General features: G+C 70.5%; 18 protein-coding genes. 10 read left to right on the top strand and 8 right to left on the bottom strand.

Annotated elements, in window-relative coordinates:
- Position 1 precedes the first annotated feature (1 nt).
- Together AC067Z_RS27505 and AC067Z_RS27500 are read right to left on the bottom strand one after the other, a co-directional pair.
- Complete coding sequence (locus AC067Z_RS27505) at positions 2 to 1,285, bottom strand: DUF7224 domain-containing protein (protein ID WP_478792303.1); 1,284 nt, start codon at positions 1,283 to 1,285, stop codon at positions 2 to 4.
- 62 nt (positions 1,286 to 1,347) lie between these two features.
- Positions 1,348 to 1,722, bottom strand: coding sequence for a hypothetical protein (locus tag AC067Z_RS27500; protein WP_478792302.1), 375 nt, complete (start codon positions 1,720 to 1,722; stop codon positions 1,348 to 1,350).
- Between the two features lie 619 nt (positions 1,723 to 2,341).
- Between AC067Z_RS27500 and AC067Z_RS27495 the strand changes: the two genes are divergently transcribed.
- From AC067Z_RS27495 to AC067Z_RS27485, 3 genes are all read left to right on the top strand, one after another.
- Positions 2,342 to 2,638 (top strand): hypothetical protein, encoded by a 297-nt coding sequence (locus tag AC067Z_RS27495; protein ID WP_478792301.1) that lies wholly within the window; start codon positions 2,342 to 2,344, stop codon positions 2,636 to 2,638.
- A gap of 264 nt (positions 2,639 to 2,902) precedes the next feature.
- A complete protein-coding gene (locus tag AC067Z_RS27490; RefSeq protein ID WP_478792300.1) occupies positions 2,903 to 3,409 on the top strand; it encodes an NfeD family protein in 507 nt (168 codons plus the stop codon).
- Between the two features lie 105 nt (positions 3,410 to 3,514).
- Complete coding sequence (locus tag AC067Z_RS27485) at positions 3,515 to 4,930, top strand: flotillin family protein (protein WP_478792299.1); 1,416 nt, start codon at positions 3,515 to 3,517, stop codon at positions 4,928 to 4,930.
- A 204-nt stretch (positions 4,931 to 5,134) separates the two neighbouring features.
- Here AC067Z_RS27485 and AC067Z_RS27480 read toward each other — a convergent pair whose 3' ends face one another.
- Both AC067Z_RS27480 and lysA read right to left on the bottom strand, forming a co-directional pair.
- A complete protein-coding gene (locus tag AC067Z_RS27480; protein WP_478792298.1) occupies positions 5,135 to 6,580 on the bottom strand; it encodes an APC family permease in 1,446 nt (481 codons plus the stop codon).
- Between the two features lie 150 nt (positions 6,581 to 6,730).
- Positions 6,731 to 8,086 (bottom strand): diaminopimelate decarboxylase, encoded by a 1,356-nt coding sequence (gene lysA, locus AC067Z_RS27475; RefSeq protein ID WP_478792297.1) that lies wholly within the window; start codon positions 8,084 to 8,086, stop codon positions 6,731 to 6,733.
- Between the two features lie 133 nt (positions 8,087 to 8,219).
- On the opposite strand from lysA, the gene AC067Z_RS27470 reads away from it, so the two are divergent.
- On the top strand, positions 8,220 to 9,521 hold the full coding sequence (locus AC067Z_RS27470) for a PucR family transcriptional regulator (protein WP_478792296.1): 1,302 nt from the start codon (positions 8,220 to 8,222) through the stop codon (positions 9,519 to 9,521).
- Here the strand turns inward: AC067Z_RS27470 and AC067Z_RS27465 are convergent.
- On the bottom strand, positions 9,497 to 10,024 hold the full coding sequence (locus AC067Z_RS27465) for a DUF5994 family protein (protein ID WP_478792295.1): 528 nt from the start codon (positions 10,022 to 10,024) through the stop codon (positions 9,497 to 9,499). The two genes, AC067Z_RS27470 and AC067Z_RS27465, sit on opposite strands and share 25 nt — an antisense overlap.
- Before the next feature lie 401 nt (positions 10,025 to 10,425).
- Between AC067Z_RS27465 and AC067Z_RS27460 the strand changes: the two genes are divergently transcribed.
- Entirely contained in the window at positions 10,426 to 10,695 is a 270-nt protein-coding gene (locus AC067Z_RS27460; RefSeq protein ID WP_478792294.1) for a hypothetical protein, read from the top strand.
- A gap of 72 nt (positions 10,696 to 10,767) precedes the next feature.
- On the top strand, positions 10,768 to 10,977 hold the full coding sequence (locus AC067Z_RS27455; RefSeq protein WP_478792293.1) for a DUF5988 family protein: 210 nt from the start codon (positions 10,768 to 10,770) through the stop codon (positions 10,975 to 10,977).
- Positions 10,978 to 11,314: 337 nt separating this feature from the next.
- Here the strand turns inward: AC067Z_RS27455 and AC067Z_RS27450 are convergent, their stop codons facing one another.
- The gene (locus AC067Z_RS27450; protein WP_478792292.1) at positions 11,315 to 11,569 is read right to left on the bottom strand and encodes a hypothetical protein; all 255 of its coding nucleotides are present in this window, start codon (positions 11,567 to 11,569) and stop codon (positions 11,315 to 11,317) included.
- A 470-nt stretch (positions 11,570 to 12,039) separates the two neighbouring features.
- On the opposite strand from AC067Z_RS27450, the gene AC067Z_RS27445 reads away from it, so the two are divergent.
- Positions 12,040 to 12,309, top strand: a complete 270-nt coding sequence (locus tag AC067Z_RS27445; RefSeq protein ID WP_478792291.1) for a GntR family transcriptional regulator — start codon at positions 12,040 to 12,042, stop codon at positions 12,307 to 12,309.
- Here the strand turns inward: AC067Z_RS27445 and AC067Z_RS27440 are convergent.
- Positions 12,250 to 12,450 (bottom strand): hypothetical protein, encoded by a 201-nt coding sequence (locus tag AC067Z_RS27440; RefSeq protein ID WP_478792290.1) that lies wholly within the window; start codon positions 12,448 to 12,450, stop codon positions 12,250 to 12,252. The genes AC067Z_RS27445 and AC067Z_RS27440 overlap by 60 nt on opposite strands.
- Before the next feature lie 214 nt (positions 12,451 to 12,664).
- Here AC067Z_RS27440 and AC067Z_RS27435 point away from each other — a divergent pair, with 214 nt between their 5' ends.
- Entirely contained in the window at positions 12,665 to 14,518 is a 1,854-nt protein-coding gene (locus AC067Z_RS27435) for an alkaline phosphatase family protein (RefSeq protein ID WP_478792289.1), read from the top strand.
- Positions 14,519 to 14,617: 99 nt separating this feature from the next.
- Here AC067Z_RS27435 and AC067Z_RS27430 read toward each other — a convergent pair whose 3' ends face one another.
- Complete coding sequence (locus tag AC067Z_RS27430) at positions 14,618 to 15,382, bottom strand: CDP-alcohol phosphatidyltransferase family protein (RefSeq protein ID WP_478792288.1); 765 nt, start codon at positions 15,380 to 15,382, stop codon at positions 14,618 to 14,620.
- A gap of 114 nt (positions 15,383 to 15,496) precedes the next feature.
- On the opposite strand from AC067Z_RS27430, the gene AC067Z_RS27425 reads away from it, so the two are divergent.
- Both AC067Z_RS27425 and AC067Z_RS27420 read left to right on the top strand, forming a co-directional pair.
- Positions 15,497 to 16,495: a zinc-dependent alcohol dehydrogenase gene (locus tag AC067Z_RS27425; RefSeq protein ID WP_478792287.1), complete on the top strand. Its 999-nt coding sequence runs from the start codon at positions 15,497 to 15,499 to the stop codon at positions 16,493 to 16,495.
- A 140-nt stretch (positions 16,496 to 16,635) separates the two neighbouring features.
- Entirely contained in the window at positions 16,636 to 17,034 is a 399-nt protein-coding gene (locus AC067Z_RS27420) for a 6-pyruvoyl trahydropterin synthase family protein (protein WP_478792286.1), read from the top strand.
- Positions 17,035 to 17,053: the final 19 nt, after the last annotated feature.

Genomic DNA, 17,053 nt, shown 5'->3' with positions numbered 1-17,053 from the left:
TTCAGCTACCTGCCCGGCAGGCAGCCTGAAGCCGCTCGGCGTACCAGGTCTTCTGCTCCTGCGGTGAAAGATCGTTCACCCTGGCCATCTCGGCGAGAAGTTGTTCCCTGCTCTGCCCTTGGCTGAACCCCTGGGTCTCACGGGACAGCCAGGCGAGGTACTCGCTCTCCACACCTATGGTCCGGGCGACCCAGAGGGTGTTGTAGTGCAGAGCGTTCCAGTCCGGTTTCTCGCAGGGCATTCCGACGACGGAGATGGCGATGTTCTCCACGAGGACCCTGTCCGCGTTGCCGGGCACGAGCTCGAGTGTCCAGTGTTCTCCCGTGGTGTCGAGCTGCCGGACATCGGCCACGGTGACGTCGGTGATGCGGGTGGGCATGTGAGCGATGATGCCCTTGGCCCGCAATTTGCCTGCCATCTCGGCGAGTTCGGACTGAATCTCCCCGATGTGCTCGGAGCCGGCCGAGGGCAGACAGAGTTCGGGTTTGTCCCCCTCACAGGTGACCGGGGCCAGGCCGGTGGCGGCGGGGGCGATGGAACGCCAGTCCTTGGTGATGCTGTATGCACCGAGCAGGCCACCGACTGCGATCACCAGGGATGCGGCGACAGAGGTGACGCGGATACGCCGGGGCCCTGCCCCTACGACGCAGGCGACTGCCAGACAGACCGTCGGCAGAACTGCTGCTGCCGTCATGGACAGTGTGTACGCCTCACCGAACCCCACCCAGCCGATGGACCCGGTGACATGGTGCGCCCAGTAGCTGTCCGTGCCCAGCGGGAAGCTGATCCCGACGAAGATCAGCACGGCTACGAGCGGCGCGGCGTACAGCGCATGGAATCGGCGCCCGACGACGAAACCGATGACCGCATGCGCGGTGAGCAGGACGACGACGATGCCCATCAGCTGCAGCACGTACAGGTCGGGAAGGACTCCGACCACCCACAGCCCACCCGCCGTGACGCCGGCGGTCAGGACCGACAGGGACAGTACGGCGATGAGGATGGGCTGGACCGCGATGCGCCACGTGGCGCGTGCAGCACCCAACTCCCAGGTACCGAGGGCTCGAAGCCGTGTCGCCTCCACCGCGGCCAGGCCTGCCACGGCCGCGGCGGCCATCGGGACCGGGGCGTGCACGGCGTACGACGCGGCCTGTGCAGGCCACGGCACGGCGATGAGCCGGTCGATGTTCCGGGTGCTCGTGAGGAATACGTAGGCGAAGAAGAGGCCGATCACGGGGAAGGCCAGCACGGCCGGATGCGTGCGAAGAGCGGAGGTGAAGCGCATGAAGCCTCGCATGGAGAACAAACCGGGCCGCCGCACGCCGTGCGCGCGGCGGCCCGACAGGATCAGTCAGCCTGGGTCGTGTCTACGCTGACCTTGTCAGCTGCTCCCGTGCAAGCCCCGCACCCCGTACCGAGCTTCTCGATCTCGAGGTAGTAGCTGTCGTGAGGCAGACCTGACTGCGTGGCCGTGCTCGTGTAACCGTCACCCTTGAAGCAGTTGGTGAGCGCCGAGACGTCGTGCTTCTTGTCGGAGCCCCAGTCGATCTGCTGCCACAGCGCCACCGAGACGCTCTTCGTGGTTCCGGCCTGGTAGCAGCCGGTGAAGTGGAACTCGTTGTACGACTCATCGACCCACTGCTGGGAAGTGGTCCCCTGGGTCAAACTGAAGGGCGACTTGCTCCAGTTGGCCCAGGCTCCCGTGGTGGTGGCGATGGTCAAGGCCGCGGCGGTCCCCGCGACGAAACAGAATTTACGCAAACGGTTTCCTGACAAAGGAAAACCCTCCCCTGAACCTTTCGGTTGTCGAGGCCCCCCCTCGAACTGGAGACCGAAAGGCCAGGTGACATTAGCACTGCACATGTCACCCAACGGCGATGCGTTCCCAAAAAGTGATCTTGAGGAGTGGGTGGAGCGGGCGGTGCGCGACCTGGCGGCGGCGCACCCTATGCGGTACCGGGTATCCGCTCCACCAACGCGTCCTGCTCGGCCAGTTCATCGGTCTCGACAGGCGGGCACGGCGGGGCGGCATCCTCGTGGTGGCGCGCATGGACGTCGACCAGGGAGGGTGGGACGCCAGGTCGAGCCTCGGGCTCGGCGACCCCTCATCTGATGCTGCGTCCGCTGCAGAGCGAATCTTCGTCGGGGTCACCGAGGTCGAGCGTGCCGGTCACAAGAGCGCTCAGCGCCGAGGTCCGCCCCGAGCCGAGGTCCGCGTTCTGGAGCCGACTGCCACTCCGACCGGGCGGGCTTGGCGGCGCGCGACCCCAAGCAGCCTGCCACCCACGCCTGGCGGTACGATCAGTTCGTCATTTGAACCCGTTCAAAAGGGGGACAGGTCATGCCCGAGCCGACGACCGTGCCGGACCGAAGCGACACACCCGCCATTGCGCTGGGCCCCACCTCACTTGTCCTCGGCGTCTTCTCCGCCGTAGGTGCATGGGTGCCCGTGCTCGCGTTCGTCACGCTCCCATGGACGGTCATCGCCGGCGGCCTCGCGGTCACCCTCGGCGCAGCCGGCATCCACCACTCCCGCCTCGGCGTCGGCCGCCTGTGGACCGCCACCGCCGGAACCACCCTCGGCGCCATCGGACTTGTCGGTGTCACCACGCTGGTGTGGGCCCTCAGCGCCGGATAGAGCGGGGGCGCGCCGACGGGTCCTTCCGGCTTGCCGGGTTCCGGCAAGCCGGGAGAACAACACGCACAGCGGCGGTACTTCGTCCGGTCGAGGTGGCGGGCTCGCGGGCGGGCCGGCGGCAGGCCGCCGAAGACGCCACCGCGGCATTGAAGGGGCGTAAAGACTGCCGGGTCACGGCAGTGAAATTATCGACCGGCGGGTGAGACCATCGCCGTGACGTCGGTCAGGGCGACGTCGGTCAGGGCATGGGGGACGGGGGCACACATGGGCTGGTTTCTCGGCCTCGGCATTGCCGGTCTGGTGCTTCTTGTCCTGTCGCTCGTCTTCGACGGGGTGTTGGAAGGTGCCTTCGACGGGCTGAGCGGCGGACTCGAGGGCTTTCTGTCGCTGCCCGTGATTGCCGGATTCGTGTCGATGCTCGGTTTCGTCGGAGCGATCGTCCTGGGTGCGACAAGCCTCGGGGTCGGTGCCGCCACCGGAGCCGGGGTGGTCGCCGGCCTCGGCGCCGGCGCTCTGACGTGGAAGGCAAGTCGCTTCCTGATGGACGACACGACCGCTGCCGGGCTGCGCCGTGACGACCTGGTCGGCATCTCCGGGACCGTGGTCACCGCGATTCCGGCGGAGGGGTACGGCGAAGTGCTGCTGTATCCGGCGGGCCAGCCTTGGAAGTTCGCGGCGAAGAGTGACGCACCGGTCGTCCGCGGTACCGAGGTGTGGGTCGAATCGGTGCTGAGTCCGACGTCCGTCGCGGTCCGTCCCGTCGAACGCTGATCGCCGGTCGCCGACCGTCCGACGCCCCACGTCCGACGCCCGACGCCCGACGCGACACCTTCCGCGCCGCCTGTTTCTGTCTCTTTCCATTCAAGGGGATTCGCCATGAGCCCTGTACTCACCGCAGTGGTGGGCATCGTCGTACTCGTCGTGCTGCTCGCCCTCGTCGTCATCACCCGCTACAAGGTCGCAGGGCCCAGCGAAGCATTCATCGTCACCGGCCGGCGCGGCAAGAGATCCACCGACCCGGCGACCGGGCGCGTCATCACCGACCAAAGCGGCCAGAAGGTCGTGGTCGGCGGCGGAGTGTTCGTTGTCCCGTTCGTCCAGCAGAAGTTCACCCTGGACCTGTCCAGCCGGCACATCCCCGTCGCGGTGCGCGGCGCTGTCACCCTGCGAGGCGTGAAGGCGAATCTGGAGGGTGTCGCGATCGTCAAGGTCGGCGGTTCGGAGGACTCGATCCGGGCCGCGGCCCAGCGTTTCCTGATGCAGCAGGACGGCATCGTCGGCTTCACGCAGGAAGTGCTCTCCGGCGCTCTGCGCTCCATCGTCGGCCGCATGTCGGTGGAGGACATCATCCGCGACCGCGCGGCCTTCGCCGGGCAGGTCGCGGAGGAGGCCGAGGCGAGCCTGTCCGGGCAGGGCCTGGTGCTGGACGCCTTCCAGATCCAGGACATCACCACCGAAGGCTCCTATCTGGAGGACCTCGGCCGGCCCGAGGCCGCCCGCGCCAAGCAGGAGGCGGACATCGCCGAGGCCGTTGCGCGGCGGGCGTCCGAGCAGGCGCGGCTGAAGGCCGAGGAGGAAATCGCCATCGCGCAGCGCACGTTCGCGCTGAAGCAGGCCGAGATCAAGGCGGAGACGGACGAGGCAGCGGCCCGCGCGGCCGCGGCGGGGCCCCTCGCCGAGGCCGACCGGCAGCAGGAGATCCTGAGCCAGCAGGAGAAGGTCGCCGTGCGCCAGGCCGCACTGACCGACCGCGAGCTGGACACCAAGGTCCGCAAGCCCGCCGACGCGGCCCGCTACCAGGCCGAGCAGGAGGCCGAGGCGCGCCGCATCGCCCAGGTCAAGGAGGCCGAGGCCGACGCCCAGCGTTCGCGGCTGACGGGTGAGGGCGAGAAGGCCCACCGTGCCGCGCTCGCCGATGCCGTGCGCATCGAGGGTGAGGCGGAGGCCGCGGCCATCGCGGCAAAGGGATCAGCCGAGGCCGAGGCGATGCAGAAGAAGGCCGACGCCTTCGCACAGTACGGCGACGCGGCCGTGCTCCAGATGCTTGTCGAGGTCCTGCCGCAGGTCGTCGCCAAGGCCGCCGAGCCGCTGTCGGCGATCGACAAGATGACGGTCATCTCCACCGACGGAGCGGGCAGGCTGCCCCGCGCGGTCGCGGACAACGTCGTCCAGGGCATGGAACTCCTCAACTCCACCACGGGAGTCGACCTCGCCCAGCTCCTCCAGGGCATCACGCAGAAGAAGCACCAGGACAGGGCCGCCGACAACGGAGCCATCAAGATCACCGAGTAGCCCGATGCGATCGGGGCGGATGTCAGGGGAGCGAGCAGTTCCCCTGACATCCGCCCCCGTTGCCGATGCCGATGCCGATGCCGATGCCGATACGCGAGCGACCGCATCGCACGGGCCGCCGCGCCACATCCCTGATCCTCCCTTCGGCCAGTGCTCGTCGTACGTGTACACCGTCAGGTCGGCGTAGTGCGTCATGGCCGCTGTCTACCAGGACGGGACCTGCTCCGGGGTCGCGTCTGGGTTCGCCTCCAGCCGTGAATTCCTGCGGCTGTAGAGCATGTAGACGGCGAAGGCCAGCGCCAGCCAGCCGCCGAACAGCAGGTAGGTGTCCAACGGCAGTTCGTGGATCAGGTAGCCGCAGGCCAGGATCGAGAGCAACGGGACCACCGGATAGCCCGGGACCCGGAATCCGCGGTCGAGTTCCGGAGCCGTGCGGCGCAGGATCAGCACCCCGAGGGAGACCACGGCGAACGCGGCGAGCGTGCCCATGCTGGTCAGGTCGGCGAGCAGGTCCAGCGGGAAGACCGCCGCGAGCGCTGCGACGAAGCCACCGGTCAGGACGGTGCTGAACACCGGTGTGCCGCTGCGCGCGCTCACCCGGCGGAACGCCGGGGGCAGCATGCCGTCGCGGCCCATCGTGTAGAGGATGCGGCTCTGGCCGTAGAGCACGACCAGGGTGACGCTGACGATCGACAGCACCGCGCCCGCCGAGAGCAGCACAGCGGGCCAGCCGGCCCCGGTGACGTCGCCGAGGATGGCGGAGAGCCCCGCCTGTTGTCCCTCGAAAGCCGTCCATGGCTGGGCGCCCACGCCCACCACGGCCACCAGCATGTACAGGACGGTGACCACGACCAGCGCGCCCACGATCGCCAGGGGCAGGGTCCGGCGCGGGTCGCGGACCTCCTCGCCGGCGGTGGAGACGGCGTCCAGGCCGATGAAGGCGAAGAACACGGTGGCTGCCGCGGTACTTATGCCCGCCATCCCCATGGGCGCGAACGGCTGGAGATTGCCGGAGTCGAAGCCGGTGACCCCGACCACCACGAACAGCACGAGCACACCGAGCTTGACCAGCACCATCACGGTGTTCGCCACGGCCGACTCCTTGGCGCCCCGAACCAGCAGCAGGCAGCACAGGACCACCAGGACCACCCCGGGCAGGTTGATGTATCCCCCTGCTCCCGGCGGCGCGGAGATCGCCTCGGGCATCCGGAGGCCGAAGAGCCGTTCGGTCAGGTCGTTCAGGTACTGGCCCCAGCTCACCGCGATCGCGGCACCGGAGACCGCGTACTCCAACAGCAGGCACCAGCCGACGGCCCAGGCCGCGAATTCGCCCAGCGTGGCGTACGCGTAGGAGTACGAGGAGCCGGAAACCGGCACCGCAGATGCCAGCTCCGCGTAGCAGAGCGCGGTCAGCGCCGCGGCCGTCGCCGCGACGGCGAAGGACACGACGACCGCCGGGCCGGCTTCCGGCACCGCGGTGCCGAGCAGGAAGAAGATGCCGGTGCCGACAGTGGCACCGACCCCGATCATCGTGAGCTGGAAGGGGCCGACGGTACGGCGCAGGCCGCCGTCTGCGGCCGAATCCGTTCCGAAGGTGTGCAATGGCTTGCGCCTCAGCAGCTGCTGACGCAGCGTCGGCCGAAAGGACATCGGGTCTCCAGCGGGTGGGAGGGTGCCCGGCCGACGGGCTCCGGACACGGGTGATGCGGGTGAGAAGTGCGAAGGGTGAGGGCGAAGGGGCCTCAGGAGGTGGGGTCTTGGGAGGTGTGTCTTGGGAGGTAGGGCCTTGGGGGGCCGGTGTCAGGAGACGTCGCGTCGCAGCAGGTCGCCGTATGTCTCCCGACGCACCACCGGCCGCGCCTCGCCGTCGCGGCAGAAGACGACGGGCGGGCGCAGCGCGCCGTTGTAGTTGTTGCTGAGCGAGAAGCAGTACGCGCCGGTGACCGGCACCGCGATCAGGTCTCCGGGTCGGGGGTCGCGCAGATGCACGCCCGCGCTCAGGGTGTCGCCGGACTCGCAGTGCCTGCCCACCAGTTCGCAGGGTTCACCGCCGCCCACGCGGGTGGCGACGGTGGCCTCGAAGCGCTGCCCGTACAGCGCGACTTCGAGGTTGTCGCCCATCCCGCCGTCCACGGCGACGAAGGCCGGCTCGCCGTGCTTGACGGTGGCCACCCGGTAGAGCGACACCCCTGCCTCGGCCACCATCGACCGGCCGGGCTCGATCACGATCTGCGCGTCCGCCGGCAGGACGCGGCGGGCGACACCCACCAGGGCGTCCAGGTACTCCTCGACACTCGGCGGCCGGTCGTCGTAGGTGTAGCGGGCTCCGAGGCCGCCGCCGAGGTCGTAGACCGCGAAGGAACCGAGGGCCGCCACCGCCTCGACGGCCCGGGCGAACGGTTCGGTGTCGAGGATCTGGGACCCGATGTGGACGTGCACCCCTTCGAGCCGCAGCTTGCTGCTGCCGCGCAGCCGGGCGATCGCTTCCCTGGCGTGGGACAGCGTCAGACCGAACTTCGACCCCTCCTGCCCGGTGGAGACCGCGGCGTGGGTGTCCGGGCGGATGCCGGGCGTGACCCGGACCAGGACGGCCTGCTCCCCGGTGACGATCCGCTCGAGCCTGTCGATGTCGTCGAAGTTGTCGATGACGATCAGCCCTGCCCCGGCTTCGACGGCCATGCGCAGTTCGCCGTCCGTCTTGGCATTGCCGTGCACCACCAGCGAGGCCGGGTCGACACCGCCGGCCAGGGCCAGGGTCAGCTCGCCGCCGCTCGCGACGTCGATGCTCAGGCCCTCCTCGGCCAGGAGCCGGTACACCGCTGTGCAAGGAAATGCCTTGGAGGCGAACGCGACCCGCGAGTTCGGCCACCGGGCGGCGAGCCCGTCCGCGTACCGGCGGGCGCGGTTGCGCAGCGCCGCCTCGTCGACGATCAGGGCCGGGGTGCCGAAGCGTTCCGCGAGGTCGGTGACCGGACAGCCGCCGATCACCAGAGCGCCGTCCTGATCGAGGGCCGTGCCCGGCGGGAACAGACCGAGCAGGGCCTCCTGGGACGGCAGTACGGATGAGGACGGGGCGGACGGGGCGGACGGGGCGGACGAGGACGAAAGGAAAGGGAAAGCGGAGGGCGAGGCGGTCGGGGCGACCGGGATGGCCATGGTCTTCCTCCGTGCAGGCGGTACGTGGCCCGCGTGTAGGCGGTGCGTGGCCCGGCCCGGGCAGGAGCCGGTCGCACCATGCTGGAGGCCGCCGGCCCCACCCCGCGTTGGCGCGATCGCCTAGGATCCCGCCATGGATTGGTCGGATACGCCAAGCCCCGCCCGCGGGGAGGGCGCCGGGGACGGGACCGGCGAGGAGCTCTTCGCCCTGGCCGACGCGATCGCCGCCGTCATCGGCGGGTCGGTGGCCATCGAGGACCTGGACACCCGGGTACTCGCCTATTCGACGCTGCCGGGCCAGCGCATCGACGAGCTGCGCCGCCAGGGCATCCTCGGCCGCCATGTCCCCGACCAGCCGCCCGCGCAGGCCGAACGGCAGGTGCGCCAGTACCGGGAGGTGCTGGCGGCCCCCGGCGTCGTACCGCTGCCGGGACTGGCCGAGGGCGAGCTGCCGCGTGCCGCCGTCGCCGTCCGGGCCGGTGACCTCCCGCTCGGCACGATCTGGGCGATCACGGACCACGCGCCTCTCGCCGAGGCGGGGGAACGGGCCCTGCTGGACGGCGCCCGGACAGCTGCCCTGCACATGCTGCGCCGCCGGGGTGCCGCCGCCCTGGAGCTGCACGCCCGCGACCAGGCATTGCGCGCCGGTCTGGATCGCACCGCCCCGCCGCAGGAGACCGCCTACCGGCTCGGACTCCCCCCGCACACGCAGGTGACGCTGCTCGGCTTCGCCCCGGTCGGCAGCTCCCCGGAAACGGGCGCCCTGCTTGCCCGCGCGGGTGCCGACCTCGGCCGGCACTTCGCGGCCGTCCACCCCGCGGCCGCGGTCGCGACCGGCCCGCGCGCCGTCTACGCCCTGCTACCGGGCGAGGACCCGGAATCGGCGCGACGGCTGGCGACGCAGGCCCTCGCCGCGATCGCCCGTCCTCGTACGGAACCACCGCGCGCCGCCGTCAGCCGGCCCGCCATGGACCTGGCGGACCTGGCGGAGTTGCGCGCGGAGGTGGACGACGTGCTGAGAGTGACCACCGGCGACCCCGCGTCGCTCCGGGTCGCCGCACTGACCGACGTACATGCCCGAGTGCTCCTCGCACACCTGGCGGACGACCTCGACCGCCGCCCACGGCTGCGGCACCCGGGCATCGAGGCCATGCTCGACCACGACCGGACGCATCACACGCACTACGCCGCCTCGGTGACGGCCTGGCTGGACGCAGTCGGCAACATCGGCGACGGCGCGCGTCGCCTGAACGTGCACCAGAACACCCTCAAGTACCGGCTGCGGCGCGCGCGGGAGCTGTTCGGCGTCGACCTGGACGACCCGGACGAACGGCTGTCCTGCTGGCTGCAGTTGCGGATCGGTGTCGGGCGGCCGGGGCACGCGGTCGGCGAGGACGGGGCCTCTCCGCGTCAGGACGTACCGGGGCCCTCCTGACCTGCGTGCACGTCCTCGGTGGCCTTGGGACCCAGCCGGTCCGCGCCGGTGTCGATGAGGATCTGCTCGGCCTCGGCGACGTTGTCGCCGCTGACGGCCCTGGCCATCGCGGCACGTGCCGCGTCGGGCTCCGCGTGCGGCGGGACCACCAGCAGGGAGAAGTGGTCCCGATCGCCCCGGGTGATCAGGACGGTGTCGTCACCCACGGGGAACGAGTCGATGTGCACGACGCGGTCATCGATGATCAGCCGTGTCGGAAGTGCGTCCCAGGCGCTCGAGTCCAGTCCGACGCGTGTGACCGGTCCGAGGAACTCGGTCAGCGCGCTGATCAGGCTGGGCAGCTCGGCCCCGATGTCACGGGTACGCGGCCACCAGGCGCCGTCGAGAACTCCCTGGCGGAGATGTGTGGTCTCCAGCCGCAGGAGGGCGGTTCCGGGTTTGACCGCGCCATGCATCTCGTCCGGCAGAAGTCTGGTGAAGCGAGGGGAATCGGATGGGGACATAGTCTGCCCGCCCGTCTGCACGGTTCGGTGCCTCCGCTGATCGCCTGCGCAATGCCGACCGGCACCAGGCACCGGGGAGCGGCGTGGCCTCGTCACTTCACCGTACTCCGCTCCCGCCCGGCCGGGTCGGCAGCAGGTCCCGAGCCGTTGGTGGAGGGGAAAGTGCGTGGTCACGGCGAGGTTCGGCGGCACTGCCCGGAGTACGCTGAAAGAACCGGGAGCCGGTGCTTTGCCGCCACGGATTCAGCGCAGCCACCCGCCCATCGACGGCGGAACCCGCCTCCACGCGGCTGTGGACACCACCCGCGTGGCAGGCCCGGGTGCGGTCGTGACTGCCGGCAGGCACGTCCTCCACGGATGCCGGTGCGCGCAGGCCGACGAGGATGAGGAGAGCGGCAGCCATGGCGACACTGCACGAGCGGCAGGCCTACCGCATGGAGATCATGAAGGCGCTGTACGACGCCGAGGCGAGCAATCGGCGAGGAGCGGCCGGATCCAGGCTTCTGGAAGGCCTCCACGTCCCCGAAGAGGACCTGACGGCTGCTTGTACGTACCTGGCCGACGAGGGACTGATCGTTGTCGACTGGACGTCCCGCAACACACCGGCCACGGTCACGCTCACCCATCAGGGAATCCGCCTCATGGAGTCCGAGGAGGAGGGGCGCGGCTGAGGTGACCTCGCCGTCCGGCGCGCTCGGCGCGTCACGGGAGGAGCGGGGGCGCCCTGCGGGGAGACTTCCGCCATGAGCAACGACGCAACGAAAGCAGCCCTGGAGGGTGGCCCCGACGATCTCCCCGAGCGGATCGTTCCCGTCGCCGACCCGGGTCAGGACCTCAAGATTCCGTTCCGTGGCGGGTACGAGCACTTCAGGGCCACGACGCGGCACCAGGACACCGCGGAGGGCCAACTGCCGGTCTACGAATGGTGGGAGCGCACCGAGCTCCCGGGGTAGGGCGCCGTCGAGATCGTTGAGTTCCCATGTCCGGTTCCTCCGGGGCTTTGTGTACGTCGAGCCCGGGCAGCCCGACTCGACGTACACGAACGGAAGCGGTGCAGCGTGACGGCCCGGCTGCACCGGGAAACACCTGGCCGCTCGGCGCCCCACGCCCATCCCCTGGCGTCGAGGCAAGGGGGCGTCGAGCAACTCACCTGTGCCGAAGGCGGATACGCCGCGGACCTGTCCCCCGGTACCCGCGCGTCGCGGATGCCCGGCACGGTCATCCGTCGGGACAGCGACCGCCGGCCGAGCTCACGGCGTCACGGGCTCGGCCGGCGGTGCTCGACGGCGCTCAGCGCTGGTCGTCCGTCTCAGCGGGCTCGAACCGGCCGGTCACGAGTAGGTCGAGCGCGTCGGGCGGCCTCGGGAACGAGCGTGCGCACGCGGCGCAGGCGTAGACGTTGAAGCCGGGCCCGGACGCGGCGTGCACTTCGGAGACCAGGACCGGGGTGCTGGTGATCCGGTCGCAGCGCACACACATCCGCACGGGCTCGCGGAGCCGGGCGGGTGGCGACGGCTCGGGCCACTCCTCGGCCCCGCTCGTCACGCCGCCCCCTGCGCGCCGACGAGGTACGTGTCGAGATCGACGCCGAAGTCCGCGGCGAGCGCGAGGGCGAGCCGCCTCTGGCGCTTCTCGTCCGCGAGGAGGTAGGGGGGACCATGGCGCTCTCGCGCCCGTCCAGGGGCAGGTCGAGCCCGTACGGGGAGCGGGGCGCGGGCAGTTGTGCCGGGGCGTCAGCCATCCGGGGAGCGGAGCGCGGGGCATGGAGAGCGTGGCCTGCGACCTGACCGGAACGGTGTCGGCCGGTTCTCGGCACGAACAACCACTGCAACCGCAGGGCGAGGGCGCGGATAAGGTCAGTCATGTCGACGCTCCTTCGAGGCGTTGGCCATTCCCCGGGAGGTCTGGCCACCTCGCCGGGGCGACTTTCGAGGCTGAGCGTAGTACACCGTGCTACCCCATGCCAGGCATACTATCTCTCGCCTGGCATACAGTGGTCTGCCTAGCTTGGTCAGGTGATCGAATTTGCCCCCGACGAACCCCGATGGCGCCAGGTTGCCCGCATCATCCGGCAGCGCATCGACGACGGCACCTACCCGCCCCGCACGCGCGTCCCCTCAGTGATCGAGATGCTCGAAGAGTTCGGCATCGCGACGTCGACGGGCCAGAAGGTGCACCGTGCGCTCCGGGCCGAGGGGCTGATCTACACCGAGCCCGGCATGGGGTCATTCGTCGCCGAGCGGCCGCCCGCCGAGGCTTCCGAAGACGGCACCCCCGCTGGCTGACGTCAGCGTCAGCGCGTCGAACCGGTCGTCCTCGGACGTCTCGATCTCCTCAAGCGCCGCCTGGGCGGCCTTGACGACGGGCTCCATGGCCTCGCCCGGATCGTCCCTACGGAAGTCATGGCGCGCGACTCGCGTTGCCATCTGCTCTCCTCGGCTAGATCTTGGCCGGACACCCCAGGGTCGCCGGAGGTCGGTTTCCGGCGGCAGGTGGCACTGCCCGTCGTCGTACTGCCCCGACGAAGTGGCGTTCCCGGACTTGAACTGAAGCCACCGGCAAGCCGTACAGATAACGGCGGCCCGCGCCTTCCGGCCGATCCGCCGTGGACCATCGCGCTTCATACGGAAGGACCCCCGGGTGTCGCTCTGGACGCGCTCGCGCCGACCGCCGCAAACGGACACCGCGACGACAGGGGAGGGCGGCCCGCCAGGGGACAGCGTCCCGGTCGCGGCCGAGGCGGCTGACGGGACCGGTGAAAAGGACGGGACCGACAGGGCCGGCGCCGTACCGGACGGCGCCGTACCGGAGAGCGACGCCGGTGGTGCCGGCAAGGCCCGTTTCGGGCGGCGCCTGCGCGCCAGGTACCCCTCCGCCGCACGGGCCGTGGCACGAGGGGTCGATGTGCTGGCCGCCGTCCTCGTGCTCCTCGCCCTTCTCACGCCGAACCAGCTCACCCGCGTCACGCCCGAAGCGTTCGTGCGCATACCCGTCGAGGGGATCTTCGGCGTGGCCGTGCTGCTCGTCCTGCCCCCGAGGGCACGGCGGGTGGTCGCGGTGCTCGCCGGAGCGGGGTTGGGGCTGCTGACCATCCTGAAGTTCCTCGACATGGGCTTCTACTCGTCGCTCTACCGGCCGTTCGACCCGGTGCTCGACTGGGTCCTGCTCGACGACGCCCAGGCGTTCCTCGGGGACTCCATCGGCCGGACCGGCGCGATGGTCGCCGCGGTCGGCGTCGTGGTCCTCGTACTGGCTCTGCTCGTGCTGATGGCCCTGGCGGTCGTGCGGCTGAGCCGCATCCTGGTCCGGCACAGTGTGGTGGCGACGCGAGGCACTCTCGTCCTCGGGACCGTGTGGATCACCTGCACCGCGCTCGGCGTGCAGACGGCCGGGGCGCCCCTCGCCTCCCGGGGTACCGCCGGGTTCGTCCAGAACCGTGCGGAGCAGGTCAGGGCCAGCCTGAAGGACAGGCAGGTGTTCGCCGACGAGGCCGCAGTCGACGCGTTCCGCGACACCCCGCCCGACCAGTTGCTCACCGGGCTGCGCGGGAAGGACGTCCTGTTCGTCTTCATCGAGAGCTACGGCCGCAGCGCCGTCGAGGACCCGGACATGGCCTCGCAGGTCGGTGCGGTGCTCGCGGACGGCACGAACCGGCTGCGCAAGGCCGGGTTCTCCTCCCGGAGCGGCTTCCTCTCCTCGCCGACGGCGGGCGGCGGCAGCTGGCTGGCGCATTCCACGTTCAACTCGGGCCTCTGGATCAAGAACCAGCAGCGCTACCGCAGTCTCACCTCCAGCAACCGGCTGACGCTCACCGAAGCCTTCCGCCGCACCGGCGACTGGCGGACGGTCGGCATCATGCCGGGTGTCACCCGTGCCTGGCCCGAGGGGAAGTTCTACGGGCTCGACCACATCTACGACTCCCGGCAACTCGGCTACAAGGGCCCGAAGTTCAGCTGGACCCCCGTGCCCGACCAGTACAGCCTGTCGGCCTTCCAGCGCCTGGAGCACGGCAAGGCGGAGCACAAGCCGCTGATGGCGGAGATCATTCTGGCCTCGAGTCACAACCCCTGGGCGCCCATACCCAGGATGATCGGCTGGGACGAGGTCGGTGACGGCTCCGTCTACAACGGCATCAAGGAGGCCGGCAAGGACCCCAAGGACGTGTGGAAGGACCCGGACCAGGTCCGCACCGAATACCGCCGTGCCATCGAGTACTCGCTCACGAGCCTCGTCTCGTACGTGGAGAAGTACGGCGACGACGACACCGTCGTCGTCTTCCTCGGCGACCACCAGCCCGTCCCCGCCGTCACCGAAGGCAAGCTGGGCCGGGACGTCCCGATAGCGATCGCCGCCCGCGACCCGGCGGTGATGGACCGCATGGCGGACTGGGGCTGGCAGGAGGGTCTGAAGCCCGGACCGCAAGCCCCGGTCTGGGGGATGGACACCTTCCGCGACCGTTTCCTGACCACGTACGGTCCGGGACCCGGCCGGTGAGCCGCCGCCCTCCGGCATGACGGAGGGGCTAGTGACAGTGGGCGCAGCACAGGGGTTCGCCGTCCCCCCGAGAACGGCGAACCCCTGTGCGCGAAAGCGTCAGACCCGCTCGCGGGCCGCGCTCCTCGCCACCACCGCAGCGCCGTCGACCCTGACGCGCCACAGCCACCTGATGTCACGCGCGAAGGACCAGACGAGCAGGGTCAGCGCCGTGGCGACGGCGGCGTAGGCGACGGCGTGCGGGAGGATTCCGGCGACGGCCAGGAGCAGCACGATCCCCTGCACCGCGGCCACCGTCTTACGGGCCATGCTCGGCGGAAGCGGCCCGTTCAGCCACGGCAGCACCCGCGCCGCCGCGACGAACGCGTAGCGCATGACACCGATCAGCAGCACCCATGCGCCCACGCCCATGGACAGCGCGACGTGGACGCTGAGCACCAGGATGAGGAAGGCGTCGACCTCCATGTCGAAACGTGCGCCCAGAGCGGACTCCGTCCCGGTGCGCCGGGCGACCTGGCCGTCGACGGCGTCGAGGATCAGCGCCACCGTCGTGAGCAGTACCAGGGCCGCGACCGGCGGCCCGTTCACGAAGGAGTCGGCGACCAGCGCGGTGACACCGCCGACGAGCGTCGCCCGGGCCAGCGTCACGCCGTTCGCCGGACCGAACCGCCCGTGCCACGCACGGTGCAGGGCACGCGTGAGCACCGCCCAGGTGACAGCTGCGAACGCCAGGCCCGTCAGCCATCCCACGGGCCCGAGACCGGGCATCGCGCCGAGCAGGAGGAGCAGAAGCGTCTGCGCGCCCGCCCCCGCCGCCGTCTCCGGCCGCAGCATCCTCACGTCGTACGGGGCACTCAGGGCCACCGCGCACCACCCTCCGGCCGTGTGACAAGTCGATGGGTGCCGCGTACCGTGTGCGCGGCTCCACGACTATCAGAACGTAGGACTTCGGCCGAGCGTTCAAGCAGGAGGATTGCGATGGCACACGGCGCACGCGCCTTCTGGATCGGCTCACCGGGCCGCGGCGAGATCCGGGACGTGGCACTCCCTGACCCGGCAGACGACGACGTCGTGGTCCGCGCACTGTGTTCCGGCGTCAGCCGCGGCACGGAGAGCCTCGTGTTCCGCGGGGGTGTGCCGGAGAGCCAGTACGCCGCGATGCGGGCGCCCTTCCAGGACGGCGACTTCCCCGGACCGGTCAAGTACGGCTACCTGAGCGTCGGTCTGGTCGAGGAAGGACCGGGACACCTCCTCGGGCGCACGGTCTTCTGCCTCCATCCGCACCAGAGCCGGTACGTCGTACCCGCGAGCGCCGTGACACCGGTGCCGGACACGGTCCCCGCCGGGCGGGCCGTGCTGGCCGGGACGGTGGAGACCGCCGTGAACGCCCTGTGGGACGCGGCGCCGCTGATCGGCGACCGGATCGCCGTCGTCGGAGCCGGGATGATCGGCTGCTCCGTCGCCGCGCTTCTCGCCCGCTATCCGGGGGTCCGCGTCCAGTTGGTCGACGCCGAGCCCGCGCGCGCCACCGTCGCCGAGGCGCTGGGGGTCGACTTCGCGCTTCCCGAGGAGGCACTCGGCGACTGCGACCTCGTCGTGCACGCCAGCGCCACGGAGGCCGGACTCACCCGTTCCCTGGAACTCCTCGCCCCGGAGGGCACGGTCCTGGAGCTGAGCTGGTACGGCGACCGGCGCATCAGCGTGCCGCTGGGCGAGGCCTTCCACTCCGGGCGGCTGGTCCTGCGCGGCAGTCAGGTGGGCAGGGTGTCCCCGGCCCGCCGCTCCAGCCGGACCTACGCCGACCGGCTCGCGCTCTCGCTCGACCTGCTCGCCGACCCCGTCTTCGACGCACTGATCACCGGCGAATGCGCCTTCGAGGAGCTGCCGTCGGTGATGGCCGAGATCTCCGCCGGGAACCTGCCGGGCCTGTGCCACCGCGTCGTGTACGGCGAGCACACCGCCGCCGGGACTGCCTGAACGGCGAACGACCTGGCCCTTTGAACGCGCGGCCCGCTCGGGCCGTACTGAAGGGGACAGGGTGCGCCCGGCCGACAGGGCCGGTCGCGCTCCCCATGGCCGCAAGCGGCCACATCCGTCGGACCGGGAGGGCACTGCCGTTGTTCAGCGTCACCGTGCGCGAGCACCTCATGATCGCTCACAGCTTCCGCGGCGAGGTCTTCGGACCCGCGCAGCGTCTGCACGGAGCAACGTTCCTCGTGGACGCCACCTTCCGCCGTCCCGAGCTGGATGCCGACAACATCGTCGTCGACATCGGGCTCGCCACCAGTGAGCTGGGCAGCGTGGTCGGCGCGTTCAACTACCGCAATCTCGACGACGAGACCGAGTTCAAGGGCATCAACACCTCCACCGAGTTCCTGGCAAAGGTCATCGCCGACCGGCTGGCCGACCGGGTGCAGGCCGGGGCCCTGGGCGAAGGCGCCCGCGGTCTGACCGGCATCACGGTCACCCTGCACGAATCGCATATCGCGTGGGCGAGTTACGAGCGTTCCCTGTGAACGGCGCAGCGTCCACCGC

Source organism: Streptomyces sp. NPDC043812 (genome assembly GCF_056436245.1).
Note: the sequence above shows the minus strand (reverse complement) of the source record. Positions and strands in the feature narration are given on the sequence as shown.